18 protein-coding genes are annotated in these 17,616 nt (G+C 72.8%); 8 read left to right on the top strand and 10 right to left on the bottom strand.

Features of this window, described 5'->3' with window-relative positions; translation table 11 throughout:
* Positions 1-16 precede the first annotated feature (16 nt).
* The 3 genes from radA to ACIBQZ_RS17050 all read right to left on the bottom strand — a co-directional run bounded on the left by radA (position 17) and on the right by ACIBQZ_RS17050 (position 3,061).
* Positions 17-1,438, bottom strand: a complete 1,422-nt coding sequence (gene radA, locus ACIBQZ_RS17060) for a DNA repair protein RadA (protein WP_396089586.1) — start codon at positions 1,436-1,438, stop codon at positions 17-19.
* A gap of 39 nt (positions 1,439-1,477) precedes the next feature.
* Positions 1,478-2,143: a hypothetical protein gene (locus ACIBQZ_RS17055; RefSeq protein WP_396089585.1), complete on the bottom strand. Its 666-nt coding sequence runs from the start codon at positions 2,141-2,143 to the stop codon at positions 1,478-1,480.
* A gap of 81 nt (positions 2,144-2,224) precedes the next feature.
* Positions 2,225-3,061, bottom strand: a complete 837-nt coding sequence (locus ACIBQZ_RS17050; RefSeq protein ID WP_396089584.1) for a UbiA family prenyltransferase — start codon at positions 3,059-3,061, stop codon at positions 2,225-2,227.
* Between the two features lie 46 nt (positions 3,062-3,107).
* Here ACIBQZ_RS17050 and ACIBQZ_RS17045 point away from each other — a divergent pair, with 46 nt between their 5' ends.
* From ACIBQZ_RS17045 to ACIBQZ_RS17030, 4 genes are all read left to right on the top strand, one after another.
* Positions 3,108-3,833, top strand: coding sequence for a methyltransferase domain-containing protein (locus ACIBQZ_RS17045; protein ID WP_396089583.1), 726 nt, complete (start codon positions 3,108-3,110; stop codon positions 3,831-3,833).
* Positions 3,830-4,987: an acyl-CoA dehydrogenase family protein gene (locus ACIBQZ_RS17040; protein ID WP_396089582.1), complete on the top strand. Its 1,158-nt coding sequence runs from the start codon at positions 3,830-3,832 to the stop codon at positions 4,985-4,987. The genes ACIBQZ_RS17045 and ACIBQZ_RS17040 overlap by 4 nt, the downstream gene beginning before the upstream one ends.
* Before the next feature lie 62 nt (positions 4,988-5,049).
* Positions 5,050-6,102 carry a type III polyketide synthase gene (locus tag ACIBQZ_RS17035; RefSeq protein WP_396089811.1) on the top strand — a complete coding sequence of 351 codons (1,053 nt, stop codon included), beginning with the start codon at positions 5,050-5,052 and terminating at the stop codon, positions 6,100-6,102.
* 9 nt (positions 6,103-6,111) lie between these two features.
* Positions 6,112-6,570, top strand: a complete 459-nt coding sequence (locus ACIBQZ_RS17030; RefSeq protein WP_396089581.1) for a DUF6023 family protein — start codon at positions 6,112-6,114, stop codon at positions 6,568-6,570.
* Positions 6,571-6,626: 56 nt separating this feature from the next.
* On the opposite strand, the gene ACIBQZ_RS17025 is transcribed toward ACIBQZ_RS17030, so the two are convergent.
* Positions 6,627-7,400 carry a hypothetical protein gene (locus ACIBQZ_RS17025; protein ID WP_396089580.1) on the bottom strand — a complete coding sequence of 258 codons (774 nt, stop codon included), beginning with the start codon at positions 7,398-7,400 and terminating at the stop codon, positions 6,627-6,629.
* A 332-nt stretch (positions 7,401-7,732) separates the two neighbouring features.
* Between ACIBQZ_RS17025 and ACIBQZ_RS17020 the strand changes: the two genes are divergently transcribed.
* The 4 genes from ACIBQZ_RS17020 to ACIBQZ_RS17005 all read left to right on the top strand — a co-directional run bounded on the left by ACIBQZ_RS17020 (position 7,733) and on the right by ACIBQZ_RS17005 (position 10,685).
* Complete coding sequence (locus ACIBQZ_RS17020; protein WP_026206027.1) at positions 7,733-8,218, top strand: CarD family transcriptional regulator; 486 nt, start codon at positions 7,733-7,735, stop codon at positions 8,216-8,218.
* Between the two features lie 58 nt (positions 8,219-8,276).
* Positions 8,277-8,978: a 2-C-methyl-D-erythritol 4-phosphate cytidylyltransferase gene (gene ispD, locus ACIBQZ_RS17015; RefSeq protein ID WP_396089579.1), complete on the top strand. Its 702-nt coding sequence runs from the start codon at positions 8,277-8,279 to the stop codon at positions 8,976-8,978.
* Positions 8,979-8,982: 4 nt separating this feature from the next.
* The gene (gene ispF / locus ACIBQZ_RS17010) at positions 8,983-9,477 is read left to right on the top strand and encodes a 2-C-methyl-D-erythritol 2,4-cyclodiphosphate synthase (protein ID WP_396089578.1); all 495 of its coding nucleotides are present in this window, start codon (positions 8,983-8,985) and stop codon (positions 9,475-9,477) included.
* A 116-nt stretch (positions 9,478-9,593) separates the two neighbouring features.
* Positions 9,594-10,685 carry a tetratricopeptide repeat protein gene (locus ACIBQZ_RS17005; protein WP_396089577.1) on the top strand — a complete coding sequence of 364 codons (1,092 nt, stop codon included), beginning with the start codon at positions 9,594-9,596 and terminating at the stop codon, positions 10,683-10,685.
* Between the two features lie 118 nt (positions 10,686-10,803).
* Here ACIBQZ_RS17005 and ACIBQZ_RS17000 read toward each other — a convergent pair whose 3' ends face one another.
* From ACIBQZ_RS17000 to ACIBQZ_RS16975, 6 genes are read right to left on the bottom strand one after another with little or no spacing between them, the layout of a single operon-like run.
* Positions 10,804-11,811: an N-acetylglucosamine kinase gene (locus ACIBQZ_RS17000; RefSeq protein ID WP_396089576.1), complete on the bottom strand. Its 1,008-nt coding sequence runs from the start codon at positions 11,809-11,811 to the stop codon at positions 10,804-10,806.
* A complete protein-coding gene (locus ACIBQZ_RS16995) occupies positions 11,811-13,064 on the bottom strand; it encodes a 6-phospho-beta-glucosidase (RefSeq protein WP_396089575.1) in 1,254 nt (417 codons plus the stop codon). Before ACIBQZ_RS16995 ends, ACIBQZ_RS17000 begins: the two co-directional genes overlap by 1 nt.
* Positions 13,061-13,942 (bottom strand): carbohydrate ABC transporter permease, encoded by an 882-nt coding sequence (locus tag ACIBQZ_RS16990; protein WP_396089574.1) that lies wholly within the window; start codon positions 13,940-13,942, stop codon positions 13,061-13,063. The genes ACIBQZ_RS16995 and ACIBQZ_RS16990 overlap by 4 nt, the downstream gene beginning before the upstream one ends.
* The gene (locus ACIBQZ_RS16985) at positions 13,939-14,856 is read right to left on the bottom strand and encodes a carbohydrate ABC transporter permease (protein ID WP_396089810.1); all 918 of its coding nucleotides are present in this window, start codon (positions 14,854-14,856) and stop codon (positions 13,939-13,941) included. Before ACIBQZ_RS16985 ends, ACIBQZ_RS16990 begins: the two co-directional genes overlap by 4 nt.
* Before the next feature lie 2 nt (positions 14,857-14,858).
* On the bottom strand, positions 14,859-16,184 hold the full coding sequence (locus tag ACIBQZ_RS16980) for an ABC transporter substrate-binding protein (RefSeq protein WP_396089573.1): 1,326 nt from the start codon (positions 16,182-16,184) through the stop codon (positions 14,859-14,861).
* Positions 16,185-16,217: 33 nt separating this feature from the next.
* Entirely contained in the window at positions 16,218-17,393 is a 1,176-nt protein-coding gene (locus ACIBQZ_RS16975; protein WP_396089572.1) for an ROK family protein, read from the bottom strand.
* Positions 17,394-17,616: the final 223 nt, after the last annotated feature.

Below are 17,616 nucleotides of genomic sequence, written 5' to 3'. Positions count from 1 at the left end.
GAGCGCATCGTGGAGGTCATTCGGCCGACGCCCGGGCTGCCCACTGCACGGCGGTCTGCAGGTCACCCACCTCGACGACGCGCATCCCCTTGGGCGGGCTGTCGCCCTCGCCGGCGCCGTAGCCGGGCGGCACCAGGGCGAAGCGGAAGCCGAGCCGGGCCGCCTCGGCCAGCCGGCGGCCGATCGCGCCCACCCGGCGGACCTCGCCGGTGAGCCCGACCTCGCCGATCGCCACCAGGTGTGGCGCCATGGCCAGGTTGAGCGAGCCGGAGGCGACGGCCAGCGCCATCGCCAGGTCGGCCGAGGGCTCGGTGACCCGGATGCCGCCGACGGTGGCCGCGAAGACCTCCCGGTCGTGCAGCTTGATCTTTTCCATCCGGCGTTGCAGCACCGCCAGCACCATGGCCAGCCGGGCGCTGTCGAGGCCGGACACCGTGCGCCGGGGTGAGCCCTGCACCTGGGCGCCGATCAGGGCCTGCACCTCGGTCACCATCGCCCGGCGGCCCTCCATCGCCACCGTGACGCAGGTGCCCGGCACGGGCTCGTTGTAGCGGGTGAGGAACAGACCGGACGGGTCGGCGAGGCTGACGATGCCGGTCTCGTGCATCTCGAAGCAGCCCACCTCGTCGGCCGGGCCGTAGCGGTTCTTGACGCCGCGGACCAGGCGCAGCGACGAGTGCTTGTCGCCCTCGAAGTGCAGCACCACGTCGACGAGGTGCTCGAGCACGCGCGGGCCGGCGACCGAGCCGTCCTTGGTGACGTGCCCGACCAGCACGGTGGCGACCCCGCGCTCCTTGGCGATGCTGACCAGCGCGGCGGTGACGGCGCGCACCTGGGTGACGCCGCCCGGGACGCCCTCGGTGCCCGGCGCGGAGATGGTCTGCACCGAGTCGATGATCAGCAGGCCGGGCTTGACCGCGTCGAGGTGGCCGAGCACCGCGCCGAGGTCGCTCTCGGAGGCGAGGTAGAGATTGTCGTGCAGGGCGCCCAGCCGCTCGGCGCGCAGCCGCACCTGGCTGACCGACTCCTCACCGCTGACCACCAGCGAGGGCGTGTTGGTGCCGGCCGCCCACTGCTGGGCGACGTCGAGCAGCAGGGTCGACTTGCCGACGCCGGGCTCGCCGGCCAGCAGCACCACCGCGCCGGGCACCAGCCCGCCACCGAGCACCCGGTCGAGCTCGCTGACGCCGCTGGGCACCGCCTTGGCCGGAGCGGCGCTGATCGTCTTGATCGGACGGGCCGGCTCCGACGGCATGCGCGAGCTGACCACCCGGCCGGACACCACCGGACCGGTCAAGGTGGACTCGATGATCGAGCCCCACTCGCTGCAATCCGGGCAGCGACCGAGCCACTTGGGCGGCTGGTGGCCACAGGCGTCGCACTGATAGGCAGGTCGCGGCTCAGAGCGGGCGCGGGACGGAGTGCGGGAAGTCGTCACACCCGTCACGCTAGCCCGCCGGTATGACAAAGCGGGGACTTACTCCTCTTCGCCCTCGGGCTCGATGCCGGGCGCGCGCGAGGCGGGGCTCAGCGGCACGGCCATCGGGGCACGCAGGACCAGCGGCTCGGCGCCGTTGCTGAACTCGAACACCAGGTTGAGCGACTGGCCCGGGACCAGCTTGCCGCTCAGGCCGGTGGCCACCAGCTTCTCGGCGTCCTCCGGCAGGAACGTGACGGAGCCGAGCGGCGCGATCTCGATCCGGGCCGGCCGGGTGGCCGCGCCCGGTGCGCTGGGCTCGGCCGACGGCGTGCTGCTGCCGGACGGCTCGGGGGTGGCCGAGGGCGCGGACGACGCCGCGGCGCCGCCGCTCAGGCCGACCGCCTGCGCGGAGACCACGCCGGCCACGTCGGTCGCCGGCCGGCTGCTGACCAGCACGGTGATCGCCTGCCGGGTCTGGTTGTAGAGGCCCACCTGCAGCGGCGCGTCGGCGCCGGCCGGGTAGCCGGCGGTGCCCGGGTAGGCCACCGCGAGGTTGCGGATGAAGACCGAGCTGTCGGAGCTGTCGGAATTCACGCCGTAGACCGAGGGGTTCTTGAGCGCCGTCTCGGCGACCTGACCGGCGCTGCAGCCGGCGAGCGCGACCGTGGCCAGCGCGGCGGCACCCAGGCCCAGGGCGGCGCGGCGGGTTCCCAGCGAGCGCATCACAGTCCTCCAAGAAACTCGAGAATGCTCCGCCGATCAGCCTAGAGGGCGTAGATCCGGCACGTACGCCGACCCGTCCATTCACACCACCCGGCCGCTGAAGACCAGCAATGCGACGTCGAGCAGCGCCACCACGATCACCGAACGGAACATCGCCACCTGTCGGGTGCCGCGGCGGGACGCGCGCTTTGCCCCGTACCAGCCGAGCGGCAGGACCACCGCGGCGGCCACGGCGGCCGCGATGCCCGGCCACGACGGCGGTCCGGGTGGTCCGAAGACCAGGGTGAGGGTCGCGGCCAGCAGCAGACCGGCGGCGGCGATCTGCGACCAGGTCGCGCCGAGCCGGTGCGGCAGCCCGACCACCCCGGTCGCGGCGTCGTCGGCCAGGTCCGGCAGCACGTTGGCGAAGTGCGCCCCGCCGCCGAGCAGCGCGCCGGCGGCGACCAGCCAGACCGGCGGCCACGGGCTGCCCGGCAGGGCCAGCACCACGAAGGCCGGCATCAGCCCGAACGCCACCAGGTAGGGCAGCACGGAGAGCGGGGTGGACTTCAGCGGCCAGTCGTAGAGCAGCGCGAAGATCCCGACCAGGGTGACGCAGATCGTCGCTTTCGCGCCGAAGGGCAGGCCGAGCAGCGGCACGGCCAGCGAGGCGATCAGACCGGCGACCCCCACGGTACGGCGGGAGACCGCCCCCGAGGCCACCGGCTTGTCGGTGCGCCCCGCGACCCGGTCCCGGTCGGCGTCCAGCCAGTCGTTCACCCACCCCACCGACAGCTGAGTGGCCCCGATCGCGGCGGCGACACCGGCCACGCCCCAGCCCCGGTGCCCGACCCCCACCGCGAGCAGGGTCATGGCCAAGGTGACGGCGCCGCCCGGTTCCGGGTGCGAGGCCTTGAGCAGAGCGACGGGTCCGGACATGAAAGCAGTGTGGTGCTTGTGACCCACTCGTGCCACGCTCGATCACATGCCGCTGCTGCCACGTAACGATCCGCGTCAGTACGACGAGCTCGCGGGAGAGTGGTGGCGCCCCGGCGGTGGCTTCGAGCTGCTGCACTGGCTGGCGGAGGCCCGCGGCGCGCTGGTGCCGCCCGCGGAGCGCCCGGCCGCGATCCTCCTCGACGCCGGCTGCGGCGGCGGCCTGCTGGCCCCGCACGTCAACCGGCTCGGCTACCGGCATGTCGGCGTCGACCTGGGCCGCGCCGGCCTGGTGCAGTCCGCGGCCCGGGGCGTGACCGCGGTGACCGGCGACGTGACCGCGCTGCCGCTGGCCGACGGCGCCGCCGACGTGGTGGTGGCCGGCGAGATCCTCGAGCACGTCACCGACCTGCCGGCCGCGGTGGCCGAGCTGTGCCGGGTGCTCCGGCCGGGCGGGCTGCTGGTGCTGGACACGGTCAACGACACCCGGCTGGGCCGGTTCGTCACGGTGACGCTCGGCGAACGGTTCCGCGCCGCCCCGACCGGCATCCACGACCCCGAGCTGTTCGTCGATCCGGGCGAGCTGACCGCGGAATGCGCGAAGCACGGCGTCCGGCTCCGGGTGCGCGGCCTGCGCCCGAGCGTCATCGGCCTGTTCCGCTGGCTGTTCCTGCCGGTCGGCGCCGGGACGGAGCCGCTGGGCCGGATGATCCCGACCCGCTCCACCGCCGTGGTCTACCAGGGCATGGGCCGCAAGCAGGGGGAGATGGCATGAACGTCGAGGAAGCGCGCCGGCTCGCGCCCAGGTTCGCGGCGCGGGCCGCCGAGCACGACCGCGCGGGCGTGTTCCCCGCGGACGACTTCGCCGACCTGCGCCGTTCCGGGATGTTCGGGCTGATGGTGCCGACCCGGCTGGGCGGCGCCGGCGCGGGCTTCGCCGACTACGCGACGGTCGCCTACGAGCTGGCCCGGGGCAACGGCGCCACCGCGCTGATCTTCAACATGCACGCCTCGGTCACCGGGGCGCTCGGTGGCATCAGCGACGAGCTGGCCGAGGCGCTGGGCCTGCCGCCGGAGGCGCTGGCGGCCCGGGACAACTACCTGCGCGCGGCCGCCGACGGCAGCTGGTACGCGGTGGCGATGAGCGAGCGCGGCGCCGGCTCCCGGCTCTCCCAGATGACCACCAGCTACTCCGAGACCGACGAGGGTTTCCACATCAAGGGCGCCAAGACGTTCTGCTCGGGCGCGGGCCACGCGGACGGGTACTTAGTGGCGGCCCGCAGCGCGCTCGACCCGGACAAGGTGTCGCAGTTCCTGGTGCCGCCCGGCGCCGGCCTGACGGTGGAGCCCACCTGGGACGCGCTGGGTATGCGCGCGACCGGCTCGCACGACGTGCACATCGACGTGACCGTGCCGGCCACGGCTTTGCTCGGCGGGGTGGAGGGGCTGGCGCTGGTGGTCGCCCAGCTCGCCCCGCACTGGATGGTGGCCAGCTACGCGGCCGTCTACGTGGGTGTCGCCCGGGCGGCGGTGGACGCGGCGGTCGAGCATGTCACCGCCCGCAAGCTGGGGCATCTGCCGGCCGTACGGGCCCGGATCGGGCGGGCGGACGCGGCGGTCGCGGCGGCGCACCTGACGGTGATGGAGGCGGCCCGCCGGGTCGACGAGGCGCCCGGCGACACCGAGACGAACCGCTGGGTGTGGCGGGCCAAGCTGGTCGCGGGCACGACGGCGGCCGAGGTCGCCGCCTCGATGCTGGAGGCGGCGGGCACGTCCGCGATGCGCCGTGGCCACCCGTTGGAACGCCTCTACCGGGACGCTCGGGCCGGATCGCTGCAGCCGGCGACCTCGGACGTGTGCGCGGACTGGCTCGGCGTCGAGGCGCTGGGCGGTGATCCGGACTCGCAAGGCTCCGCCCCGCGGTGGTGATCGCTTTCCGCGGGTAAGCACCACACGGCGGGGTTCGGCCTGGGGAGGCACAAGTGAAAAGAATCGGTCAGGCGGTGATCGCCGGCCTGGGTGTCGCGCTACCGCCGGCGGCGGCACAGGACGAGCTGTGGGAGGGCTTCTTCTCGCAGCACTACATGGGCGGCCGTCGGGGGCTGGCGCAGCGGATCTTCGCCAACTCGGGCGTCCGCACCCGGCAGGCGGCGGTCAGCCCGCTGCTGGAGGACGTCTCCGGCTGGTCCACCGAGCGCCGGATGCGCCGCTACCAGGTGGAGGCCATGCCGCTGGCCAAGGAGGCGGTGGGCCGGGCGCTCACCGAGGCCGGCGTCGCCGCCGACGAGCTGGGCCTGTTCGTGGTCTGCTCCTGCACCGGCTACGCGACGCCGGGCCTGGACATCCTGCTGGCCCGGGACATGGGCATGGCCCCGTCGCTGCAGCGCCTCTTCGTCGGGCACATGGGCTGCTACGCCGCGCTGCCCGGACTCGGCACGGCGGCCGACTTCGTCGCCGCCCGGAGCCGCCCGGCGCTGCTGCTCTGCGCCGAGCTCACCAGCCTGCACCTGCAGCCGGCGGATCCGCGGGCGGACATCCAGCAGATCGTCTCGCACGCGCTCTTCTCGGACGCCACGGCCGCCGTCGTGCTCACCGCCGAGAGCAGAGCCGGAGGGTACGTCGTGAGCGACGTCACCGCCCTCACGGACACCACCACGGCCGGCCACATGACCTGGGACGTCACCGATCTCGGCTTCCGGATGGGGCTGTCGCCACAGGTGCCGGACGTGCTGTCGCTGCACGTCCGGGCGATGGTGGACGAGCTGCTGGCCCGCAACGGCCTGACGATCGCCGACGTGGACGACTGGGCGGTGCACCCGGGCGGCCCGAAGATCCTGGACGTGGTGCAGCAGCAGCTCGACCTGCCGGCCACGGCGCTGACGGCCTCCCGGGAGGTGCTGGCCGCGTACGGGAACTGCTCGTCCCCGACGGTCCTGCTGGTCCTGGACGCGCTGCGGCGCAGGCCGCAGCCGCCGGGTCGGGTGGTGCTGCTGGCCTTCGGGCCCGGCCTCACGCTCTATGGCGTCCTGTTGGAGACGCCCTAGGGTGGTGCGGTGAGTACGGACCGGGCAACGGGCGCGGCTCTCTACGCGTTTGCCCTGGTCCTGCTCGTGGCGGGCGGCGTCTGGTTCGTCCGGGCCGCCCCGGACACCGGCGAGGACCCGGCGCTGGTGGCCGGCCGGATCACCGTGGAGCGGCTGCTGCCCGACCTGCCCAGGCAGGCCGAGGCGGAGACGGTGGTGCTGGCCGCCGGGAAGCGCGCGGAGCGCAACACGGCCGTGCAGGGCGGCTCGTACGCGCTCGCGATGCTGTGTGTGGGCGCCGGTCAGGTGCGGGTGCGGCTCAGCGACACGGGGCTGGACTCCGGCCGGGCCGTACCGTGCGACCGGCAGGACCCGCAGCCGGTGGAGCTGACCGTCGGCCTGGCGGACGCGCTCTTTCTGGCGATGTCGGCCGAGACCGAGGGCCCGGCGGTCTTCCGCTGGCGGGTCGTCCGCTCCCGGTCCTACTGACCGCAACCGGCCGAGCCCGGCGCCGCGGACAGTGATCGGGGCGCCGTCACGCTGCGTCAGAGCCGGGCGAGGTCGGGGCGGAGCTCCTCGATCGAGACCGTCCGGGCGATCTTGCGGACGATCTCACCGCTGCGGTCGACCAGCAGGGCCGCCGCCGTGCCGTCGGGAGTGCCGAGGTCGAGCCCGGCGCGGAGCTCGCCGGTCGGGTCGCGAAGCGTGCGCACCGTCCGGGGCTGAGCCGGCGGGGCGGCGTTGGTGGGCGGGGCGGCCCCGGTCTGCCCGGCGGCGGCGCCGGCGACCACCGTCACGACCGTGATGCCGGGCGGCACCGCGGCCGCGGTGTCCGCGATCAGGCCGGCGCAGTCGCAACCGTCGGTGAGCAACACGACGGCGGGCAGCTGGGCCCGCAGCGAGACGTTCTTGCCGTCGCTGCCGATCAGCTCGAGCGCGGGCAGCACGTCGCCGCGGTCGTCGGTGGTGGCGGCGGTGCGCTGGGTGGCGGGCGACCGGGCCGGCCCGGGCCACGCCGAGGCGAACAGGCTGGCCACGGTGACCAGGACGGCCATCGAGATGATCAGGACCGGGGCGCGCAGGCTGGCGGCGCCGATCCGGCGCAGGACGCGCATGCCGGGGCGGTCGGCGAACTGCTGCCAGCGGCTGCGGTGCTGGGCCCGGTGCAGCTCGGCCTGGACCGCGCTGACCTCGTCGGACAGCTCCGAGAGGTCGTCCGGGACGACGATGACGCCCCACTCCTCGGGGAGGTCCGGCAGGCCGTCAGGGGAGCCGCCATCGGGCGGCCAGTTGCCGCCGTTGTCGCTCAGACTGCCCACGATTCACCCTCCCCCCTGCCAACGAGTCTCGCGTGGCCGGGGACCTGAGTCCAGCCTCCCGCACCCTAGGGCTGAACCGCCAGTGGTGGTCGGTTCCGGCCGCTAGCGATAAGCTTGACCTCGCAAAGACTCCAGGTCCGGAATATCCGACTCGCTGGCTCTAGTGGTTACCGCACGATCACCCTGAGTTACTGAGGCAGTTCTTCGGCCGCATGTCAAGCGGTAGAAAGACGGCTCACAGGGCCTCTGAGCTGCACTAACAGTCACGGCCAGGGTGGGACATCGCTGCCTGAGCGTGTTACCCTAGACACAGCGAAAGGGGTTTCGAACCTATGGTTTTCAGTGTCGGCGAGACCGTTGTTTACCCCCACCACGGGGCCGCACTCATCGAGGCAATCGAGACTAGGGTCATCAAGGGCGAGCCGAAGCAATATCTCGTTCTGCGAGTCGCCCAGGGCGACCTTACTGTCCGGGTGCCCGCTGAGAACGCCGAGATCGTCGGCGTGCGCGAAGTGGTCGGCGAAGAGGGCCTGGGCAAGGTCTTCGACGTCCTCCGCGCACCGCACACCGAGGAGCCGACCAACTGGTCGCGGCGTTACAAGGCCAATCTCGAAAAGCTCGCCAGCGGTAACCCGCTGAAGGTCGCCGAGGTCGTGCGTGACCTCTGGCGTCGTGAGCGCGAGCGTGGTCTCTCGGCAGGGGAGAAGCGCATGCTCGCCAAGGCCCGCGACATCCTCGTCGGTGAGGTGGCCCTCGCCGAGAAGAGCACCAAGGACGAGGCGGAAGTCCTCCTCGACAAGGTGCTCACCGAGGCCTGACGTTCCCACCACCTCAGCACCACCCCCACATGTGTCACCTGTCGAACAGGACCGCGACGTGACCGCGCAGCTCAATGCTCGCGGTGACGTCGCGGTCCTCGTTCCGGCGGCCGGCGCCGGTCTCCGGCTCGGCCCGGGTGGCCCCAAGGCCCTGCGCCTGCTCGCCGGCGAGCCCCTGCTCGTGCACGCCGTGCGCCGCATCGCGGCAGCCCCGTCCGTCCGCCTGATCGTGGTCGCCGCCCCGGCGGCCGAGGTCGAGGCGGTCCGCGCGCTGCTCGCCCCGGTGGCCGCGGTGACCGTCGTGCCGGGCGGCGCCGAACGGCAACACTCCGTCGCGGCGGCGCTCGCGGTGGTGCCGGCGGAGGTCGGCATCGTGCTGGTGCACGACGCGGCGCGGGCGCTGACCCCGGCGGAGCTGATCGAGTCGGTGGCCGCGGCCGTGCGCGCCGGCCGGCCGGCGGTGATCCCGGTCCTCCCGGTCATCGACACCATCAAAGAAGTCGGCCTCGCCGACGCGGCCGAGGTTGTGTTGGGGACCGTTGACCGGTCGGTGCTGCGGAGTGTGCAGACGCCGCAGGGTTTCCGGCGGGAGGTGCTGGCTGCCGCGCACGCTGCCGGGCTCGGTGCGCATACCGACGATGCCGGGATGGTGGAGAAGGCCGGCGTGCCGGTGACCTGCGTGCCCGGGTCCGAGCTGGCCATGAAGATCACCCGTCCGCTGGACCTGGTGATCGCCGAGGCGTTGCTGGCCGTAGCCTGACGCGGTGAGCCCTGTGAACCCCTTGAGCCAGCGTGTCGGGATCGGCACGGATGTGCACGCGTTCGATCCGCAGCGGGTGTGCTGGGTGGCCGGCCTCATGTGGCCGGGCGAGTCCGGGCTCGCCGGGCATTCCGACGCCGATGTCGCCGCCCATGCCGCCTGCGACGCCCTGCTCAGCGCCGCCGGGCTCGGTGATCTCGGCAGCAACTTCGGCACCGCCGAACCCGAGTGGGCCGGCGCCCCCGGGGTCACGCTGCTCGCGGAGACCGTGCGCCGGCTCGCCGAGCACGGCTACGCGGTCGGCAACGTGTCGATCCAGGTGATCGGGGACAAGCCCAAGATCGGCAAGCGGCGCGAGGAGGCCCAGCAGGTGCTCTCCGAGGCGGTCGGTGCGCCGGTCACCGTCTCCGGCACCACCACCGACGGGCTCGGGCTCACCGGGCGCGGTGAGGGACTCGCGGCCGTCGCGACCGCGCTGATCTACCAGGCCGCTGTCTGATCAGGGCAGGCCGCAGGTCACCACCTACGCCTCGTGACCCGTCCCTGACCGGCGAGCCCGATCCGGCTCGCCCCCCGGCGCGGGTGATCTTTGAGGGGACGACCTACGCTCGATGGGTGTCCAGCGAGCCCACCTCCCAGTCCGAGCCGGAGACCACCCCCGAGGAGTACCGGCAGCGGGCCCTCCTGATGGCCGACCTCGGCCGCTACGACGAGGCAGCCGGGGAGATCGCCCTGGGTCTCGCCGCCGCCCCCGACGATGCCGCGCTGCTGAGCACGCTGGCCCGGGTGCACCTCGTCGCGGCGCAACCGGTCGACGCGCTGGCCGCCGCCGAGCGGGCCGCCACGGTCGCGCCCGGCACCACGGAGCCGCTGGTCGTTCGCGCGATGGCCCTGTCCGACGAGCGCCGGTTCGGCGAGGCGGCTCAGGTCGCGATCTCGATCCTGACCACCTGGCCGGCCGACCCGTACGCCCAGCGCACCGGCGCCGCCCTGCTGAGCGAGGCGCGCAACGGCCAGGACGCGCTCAACGCCGCGTGGAACGGCGTCCGGCTCGCACCCACCGACGCGGAGGCGCACCTGGTGCTGGCCGTGGTGGCGGCCCGGCTGCGGTTGTTCGACCTGGCGCAGCGCGCGTACGGCGAAGCCCTCGACCTCGACACCGCGATCGGCGACGCGCAGCGTGACGTCGGGGTGGTCCGGCTGGAACGCCGCCGGTGGGCGCTGGCCCTCGAAGGGCTCGCCGACGCCGCGCTGCCGACCCCGACCCCGGACGCCCCGGAGCCGCCGGTCACGCCCGCGCCCGTGGTCACCCCGCCGAGCCGGCCGGTGCTGGACCGCTCGGCGGCGTTCGTGCTGATCTTCCGGGCGGCGGTCATCTACAGCAGCAACGCGATCCTGGTCGCCGCGGTCCTCGCCGCGGTGATGACCAGCGTCAGCGGCGGCGTCGCCCGCACCTGGGGCGGCGTCATCGGAGTGGTGGTGCTGGCGGCCTTCGTGGGCTGGCTCGCCCGCACGCTGCCGGCGTCGTTCGGCGAGGCGATGCGGGAGATCCGCGACTCGCGGCGGCTCGTCGCGGCGGTCTACGCGGCCGCCCTGGCGCCGGTCGGGCTGGTCGCGTTCGCGCTGGTCGGCGGGGTGGTCCCGCTGGTCATCGCGATGATCCTCGCCGCCGCCGCGGAGCTGGCAGTGCTGACCGACCGCTCCTGACCGTGCCGAGGGATGCGGTCAGGCGCGGTGCTGACCGACCGCTCCTGACCGCGCCGAGGGGTGCGGTCAGGCGCGGAGCAGGCCGACCGCTCCTGACCCACCGCGACAGGGAATGAGGTCAGGCTGCCGGGCTCATCGCGGCGGCGGGCTGGGCAGTCGCCAGAGTCCTGCGCAGCCTTGCTTGGGCCGCGCTGTCGGCGCCGAGGGCGTCCAGGGCCAGCAGCGCCGCCCCCACCGCCGGCGGCGCGTCCAGCACGCTGATCCGCACCTCCGGCGCCTGCGCCAATGCCCCCTCCACCACCTGCCGATGCAGCAGCGGATGCTGGGCCCGCAACACCCCGCCGCCCAGCACCAGCGCGTGCGGCGACCGCAGCAGCCCGAGCCGGCCGGCCGCCACCCGGTGCTGGGCCAGGATCTCCTCCGCCTGCCGGGTGACCAGGCGCCCGGCCACCGCGTCCCCGGTCGCCGCGACCCGGAACAGCAGGGGCGTCAGTTCGCGGATGCGGGTCGGCGCCAGCTCGCCGAAGTGCAGCGCGATGCTGACCTCCGCCACCGTCGCGCGGCCGAAGTGGTCCGCCACCGCGCGGGTCAGCCCGGTACGGTCGCCCCGGCCGTCCTCGCCGCGGGCCGCCACGCGCAGGGTGTGGTCGGCTAGGTCGTGGCCGCCGCCCCAGTCGCCGGAGACCGGTCCCAGGGCGAGGAACCGGGCCGTGCGGCCGTCCGCCGCCCGGCCGACGCAGTTGGTGCCCGCGCCGCAGACGACCGCGACCGCGTCCGGCATCAACGAGCCAGCGCGGAGCAGCGCGAAGCAGTCGTTGTCCACGACGGTGCGGGTGGTCCAGGACTGTGCGGTGATCGCCGCGTGCAGGCGGTGCACCTCGACGGGCAGGTCCGCGCCGGCCAGGTAGACCGTGGCCAGGTCGATCGGGGCGGACCCGGCGGGCCCGGCGGCGGCGCGGACCGCGGCGATCAGGTCGCCCAGCACCGCGATCGTGCCGGGCAGCCCGATGGTGTGCGGCGAGCTGGTCGGTCCCCGGACGAAGCCGAGGACCTCGCCGTCCGCGGTGCCGAGGACGATGTCCGTCTTGGAGTTTCCGCCGTCCACGGCCAGGAAGCGGGCCGCCATCAGGCCCAGGCCAGGTGCTGCGCACCCGCGGCGAGCAGCTTGCCGGTCAGCGCTTCGGCGTCCTCGTGCTGGCCGATCAGCGGGTGCGCGAGCAGCGCGCGGTAGACCCGGTGCCGCCCGCCGCGGACGGCGGCGTCCAGCGCCAGTTCCTCGTACGCGGAGACGTGCGCGACCAGGCCGGCCAGGTCCGGGGCCAGCGGGGTGACCGGGAGCGGCGCCGGGCCGCGCTCGCCCACCCGGGCCGAGACCTCGATGACCGCCTGGTCCGGCAGGAAGGGCAGGGTGCCGGCGTTGCGGATGTTGACCGAGTGGACGCCGTCCGGGTCCCGGCCGTGCAGCGCCGCGATCAGGCCCACCGCTGCCTCGGAGTAGTAGGCGCCGCCGCGTTCGCCCAGCAGCGCGGGCTTCTCCACCAGCGCCGGGTCGCGATACATCGCCAGCAGCGTGGCCTCGATCTCCGCGACCCGCTGGCCCCGGGTCGGCGCCCCGCGGGCCTGCCGGACGTGCCGGTCATGGGCGTAGAAGTAGCTCAGGTAGTAGCTCGGCACGGTGCCGAGCGCGGTCAGCACTTCCGCCGGCAGGTCCACCTCCTCGGCCAGCTCGCCGAGGTGCGCCGCGAGCAGCTCGGGCAGCCGGTCCACACCGTCCACATAGGCAGCTCGTTCCCAGGTCAGGTGGTTGAGGCCGACGTGGTCCAGCACCACCGCCGCCGGGTCCACGCCGAGCAGCCGGGCGAAGCGGCGCTGGAAGCCGATCGCCACGTTGCACAGGCCGACGGCCCGGTGGCCGTCGTCCAGCAGCGCCCGGGTGACGATCCCGACCGGGTTGGTGAAATCCACGATCCAGGCGTCCGGCCTGGCCCGGGCCCGGATCCGGGCCGCGACATCCAGCACCACCGGTACGGTCCGCAGCGCCTTGCCCAGCCCACCCGCCCCGGTTGTCTCCTGCCCGACGCAACCGCACTCCAGCGGGAAGGTCTCGTCGCTGATCCGGGCCGCCTGCCCACCCACCCGCAGCTGGATGACCGCGACGTCGGCATCGGTCACGCCGGCGTCCAGGTCGGTGGTCCAGGTGACCTTGCCGGGGTGACCGTGCTGCCGGAAGATCCGGGCGGCGAACGCGCCGACCACGTCCAGCCGGTCCGCCGCCGGATCGATCAGGACCAGCTCCGACACCATCCCGCCGAGCCGGGCAAAGCCGTCCACCAGCTCCGGCGTGTACGTCGACCCGCCGCCGACCACAGCGATCCTCACCCTTTGACCCCTGTCAGTGTGACGCCCTGGACGAAGGCCTTCTGGGCGAAGAAGAACACGACCACGATCGGGGCCATGGCCAGCACGGTGGCCGCGGTGACCAGGTTCCAGTCGACGTGGTGGACCCCGTGGAACGAGGCCAGGCCCAGCGACAGCGTCCACGCGCTCTCGTTCTCGCTGGTGTAGAGCAGCGGGCCGTAGTAGTCGTTCCAGGCGTAGAAGAACTGGAACAGCCCGGCCGCCGCGATGCCCGGGCGGGCCATCGGCAGCACGACCCGCAGCAGGGTGCGCCACTCGCCGCAGCCGTCGACCCGGGCCGCGTCCAGGTAGTCGGTCGGGATGGTGAGCAGGAACTGCCGGAGCAGGAAGATGCAGAACGCGTCGCCGAAGAGCATCGGGACGATCAGCGGGGCGAGCGAGCCGGTGAGGCCGTACCGGGCCCACATCAGGTAGAGCGGGACCGTCACCACCTGGGGCGGCAGCATCATCACGCAGAGCACGATCAGGAACATCGCGTTGCGGCCCCGGAACCGGAGCTTGGCCAGCGCGTACGCGGCCGGCACGCTGGACAGCAGCATCAGCACCGTGGCGGACACCGCATAGATGACCGTGTTGAGCAGGTAGCGCGGCAGCGGGGTGACCTCGAAGACCCGCACGTAGTTCTCGAAGTGCCAGGTGTTCGGCCAGTAGTCGCTGGTCAGCGCCTGGTTGCTGGTCATCACCGAGATCAGGAAGAGGTAGCCCACCGGGGTCAGGAACATGATGGCCAGGGCGATGGCGACGCTGTGCCGGGCGATCCACGCCAGCCGGTGCTGTCTGCGTACCTGTCGCAGGGCCGGCGGTGCGGCCGCGGCCGGACGTTCCAAGAGGGCGGTCATAGTTCCTCCCCGGAGAAGGCCTTGGAGCGGCGCAGCAGGATGACCGTCACGGAGAGGGCGACCACGAACAGCGCGACTGCCATCGCGTTGGCGTAGCCGAGCGCGTTGTAGCGGAAGCCGACCGTGTAGAGCCAGAGCGGATAGGTGAACGTGGAGCCTTCCGGGAAGCCGAACGACGACGAGATGCCGCCGCCGGTCACGGCCTGCCCGCTGGCGATCGAGCCGGCCACCGCCGCCTGGTCGAAGTACTGCAACGTGTAGATGACGCCGGTGACCGCGGCGAACAGGATCACCGGCTGGATGGTCGGCAGCGTGACGTAGCGGAAGCGGTGCCAGGCGTTCGCGCCGTCGAGCGCGGCCGCCTCGTAGAGGCTGGCCGGGACGCCCAGCACCGCCGCCAGAAAGATGATCATCAGGTCGCCGATGCCCCAGAGGCCGAGCAGCACCAGCGACGGCTTGGACCACTCGGGCGAGTTGAACCACAGCGGGCCGTCGATGCCGAGGTGCGCGAGGAACGTGTTCACCGGGCCGGTGCCCGGCTTGAGCAGGTAGACGAAGGCGATGGTGGCGGCCACCGGCGGCGCCAGCGCGGGCAGGTAGAAGATCGTCCGGAAGAAGCCCGCACCCCGCTTGAGCTGGGTGAGCAGCATGGACAGCCCGATCGCGCTGATGATCCGGATGGGTACGAGGACGACGACCATCCACAGTGTGTTCCGGATCGACTGGAGCAGGAACGGGTCCTCCGCCATCCGCCGGTAGTTGGCCAGCCCGACCCACTGTGGCACGGTCAGCAGGTCGAACTTGGTGAACGAGAAGTACACGGCGCTGAGCAGCGGGTAGACGAAGAACACCACGATGCCGACCAGCGCGGGGGCCAGGAACGACCAGGTGGTCAGGTGCCGGCGCAGCCGCATGGTCAACCGCCCAGGGTCATCACGCTGTTGATCTGCTTGTCGGCGTCGGCCAGCCCGGCGTCCAGGTCCTTGACCTTGCCGGACTGCCAGTTGGTGGCGAAGGTGCCGAACGTCTCCTGGTACGCGGGCCCGGAGGCGGCCGGCGGCGAGGTCAGCGAGTGCGGGCTGGCGAAGATGTCCATGAAGGTCTTGAACTCGGGCTCGACCTGCAGGCCCGGGTCGCCGGTCGCGCCGGTGGTGGTCGGCACGTTCTTCAGCGAGTTGGCCAGCTTGACGATCGTCTTGTCGTCGGTGGTCAGGTACTTGATGAGTGCCCAGGCCGCCTCGGGGTTCCTGGCGTTCTTCGAGATGCCCATGATGTTGCCGGTGACGTAGCCGCCGCCGTACTTGGCCGGGTCGCTGACCGGGATCGGCGCGACGCCGTACTTGAGGCCGGGGGCCTGGTCCTTGACGAACGCCAGCCGGTATTCGGCGTCGACGTTGATCGCCACCTGACCCTTCTGGAACGCGTTGTCCGCGCTGAACTCGTCGCCCAGGCCGGCCCGGAACTTCTGCAGGTTCTCGTAGCCGTACCAGTCGACCAGGTTCTTCTGCCAGGTCAGCAGGGTCTTCCAGGCCGGGTCGGTGCCGACCGCCGACTTGCCGTCCGCGGTGAGCCACTGCGCGCCGACCGCGGGGGCCAGGTGCGCGGCCGCGTTCTCGTAGAAGTCGAAGAGCGGCAGGAAGCCGACCGTCTTCAGCGAGCCGTTCTTGTTCCGGACGGTGAGCTTCTTGGCGTCCTCGGTGAGCTCGTCCAGGGTCTTCGGCGGCTCGGTGATGCCGGCCTTGGCGAACAGGTCCTTGTTGTAGAAGATGCCGTACGCGTCGGCGAGGAACGGCATCGCGCACCGCTTGCCGCCGAACTCGGTGTAGGACCGGGTGGTCGCGTTGAGCCGGCCGAGGTCCACATTGTCCCGCTGGAGGTACGGCGCCAGATCCACCCAGGCGCCGGACGAGCAGAACTTGCCGACGATGTCGGTGGAGTACGACAGCCCGATGTCCGGCCCGTTGCCCGCCCCGATCGCCTGGGTCATCTTCGAGTCGTCCTGCCCCGGCTTCACCGTCACCTTGATGGTCGGGTGGGTCGCGGTGAAGTCCTTGATCACCGTGTCGATGGCGGCGGCCTCGCGCTCGGTGAAGAAGTGCCAGAGCTCGACCGTGCCGGAGACCTCCGTACCCTTCTCGGCGATCTTCTGCTCCTTGGGCGCCGGGGTGCACGCGGCCGTCAGCAGCAGCGCGGCCGCGGCGGCGATGATCGTTTTTTGGGCAGGGGGTATCCGCTTGTGCACGGTGGGGTCCTCTCAGCGGTGGTGCGGCAGGGGTCAGGCTTCGTTGTCGCGGATCGAGGCGATCAGCGCCTCGCGGACCGCGGTGAGCCCGGCGTCGAGGGCGCCGAGCAGCACCGCGTCGTCGTTGATGGTGGTGACCGCGACGGTGCTCTCCAGCGGCGCCGCCCGGCGCAGCGCGACGTTGACCGCGGTCAGCAGGGGCCGGCCGCCGGCCTGGGCGACCGGGCCGGCGAGCACCACGAGCGAGGGGTCGAGCACGGCGATCACGGCGGCCAGGCCGACCGCGATCCGGTCGGCCAGGTGGGCGAGGAACTCGCCGGCGTCGGCCGCCGCGGCGACCACGTCGCTCGGGGTGGCGCCGGAGACGCCGTGGTCACGGCCCAGCTCGAGGATCGCCGCGCCGCCGAACAGGTCCTGGAGGTCGACCTTGCGGTAGGTGGAGTCGGGTGAGTACAGCGGCATGTAGCCGATCTCGCCCGCGCCGCCGCGGGCGCCGCGGATGAGCGCGCCGCCGATGTCGATGGCCAGGCCCAGGCCGTCCTCGCCGAGCCAGAGCAGGGCGAAACCGTCGGCCTCGCGGCCCACGCCGCGGCGGCGCTCGGCCACGGCGGCGAGGTTGACGTCGTTGTCGACGCCCACGTGGGTGCCGAGCGCCGCGGCGATGTCCGGGACCAGCCCAGGTCGGCTGAAGCCGGGCACGTCCACGTGCCGGATCGTCTCGGCCCGGCTGTCGTACGCGCCGGCGACGCCGAGCTGCACGTGCCGGATCCGGTCCGCCGGGACGCCGGCCCGCGCGCCCAGCTCCGCCACGACGTCCACCATGGCGGTCTTGGGATCGGTGTGCAGGAAGTCGATCCGGGACTCGAGGCGGGCCCGGACGGCGCCGGTCAGGTCGCAGAGCGCCGCCACGACCGACGGGCCGCCGCTGGTGCCGACGTCGCGGACCGAGACGGCCGCGGCGTACGCTGCGTCGGGGTTCGCCGCATAGATCTCCGCGTTCGGCCCGGGGCGCCCGCTGTTGTGACCCACGACGGTGACCAGCCCGGCGTCGGTGAGCCGGCGCAGCACCTCCGAGATCGTCGGGGTGGAGAGCGCGGTGAGCCGGCGCAGGTCGGCGCGGGTGAGCCGGCCCGGTTCGAGCAGGTGGGCGAGCGCGGCGCTCTCGTTCATGGCGCGCAGCAGCTTGGACGATCCCGCCAGTCGCGGCACGGAGCCCCCTCGAGAGATTGGCAAATCAGCTAACAATTAGCTGGACCGTAGGACCGCCCTGCCGTGGTGTCAAGACTTCGTCGCGCTCCGTCCCCTCTGTGCGCCCCGACCGTGCCGAAATGCCGCCCTAAGCCGACGAAAAGTGATTTATCGACGGGGATTGATAAATCAACTTAACTGACCTAGCGTGACCACTCATCGCCTCGGCGACGGTCCCCCCAAC

It is taken from the genome of Actinoplanes sp. NPDC049599 (genome assembly GCF_044465625.1).
Taxonomy (GTDB): domain Bacteria; phylum Actinomycetota; class Actinomycetes; order Mycobacteriales; family Micromonosporaceae; genus Actinoplanes.
The sequence above is the reverse complement of the archived record's forward strand: the minus strand, read 5'-3'. Positions and strand labels throughout refer to the sequence as shown.

Coding starts and splice junctions, on each gene's coding strand:
- ACIBQZ_RS17055 (WP_396089585.1), bottom strand. CDS start 2,143: ATGCGCTCGCTGGGAACCCGCCGCGCCGCCCTGGGCCTGGGTGCCGCC.
- ACIBQZ_RS17050 (WP_396089584.1), bottom strand. CDS start 3,061: ATGTCCGGACCCGTCGCTCTGCTCAAGGCCTCGCACCCGGAACCGGGC.
- ACIBQZ_RS17045 (WP_396089583.1), top strand. CDS start 3,108: ATGCCGCTGCTGCCACGTAACGATCCGCGTCAGTACGACGAGCTCGCG.
- ACIBQZ_RS17040 (WP_396089582.1), top strand. CDS start 3,830: ATGAACGTCGAGGAAGCGCGCCGGCTCGCGCCCAGGTTCGCGGCGCGG.
- ACIBQZ_RS17020 (WP_026206027.1), top strand. CDS start 7,733: ATGGTTTTCAGTGTCGGCGAGACCGTTGTTTACCCCCACCACGGGGCC.
- ACIBQZ_RS17000 (WP_396089576.1), bottom strand. CDS start 11,811: ATGGCGGCCCGCTTCCTGGCCGTGGACGGCGGAAACTCCAAGACGGAC.
- ACIBQZ_RS16990 (WP_396089574.1), bottom strand. CDS start 13,942: ATGACCGCCCTCTTGGAACGTCCGGCCGCGGCCGCACCGCCGGCCCTG.
- ACIBQZ_RS16985 (WP_396089810.1), bottom strand. CDS start 14,856: ATGCGGCTGCGCCGGCACCTGACCACCTGGTCGTTCCTGGCCCCCGCG.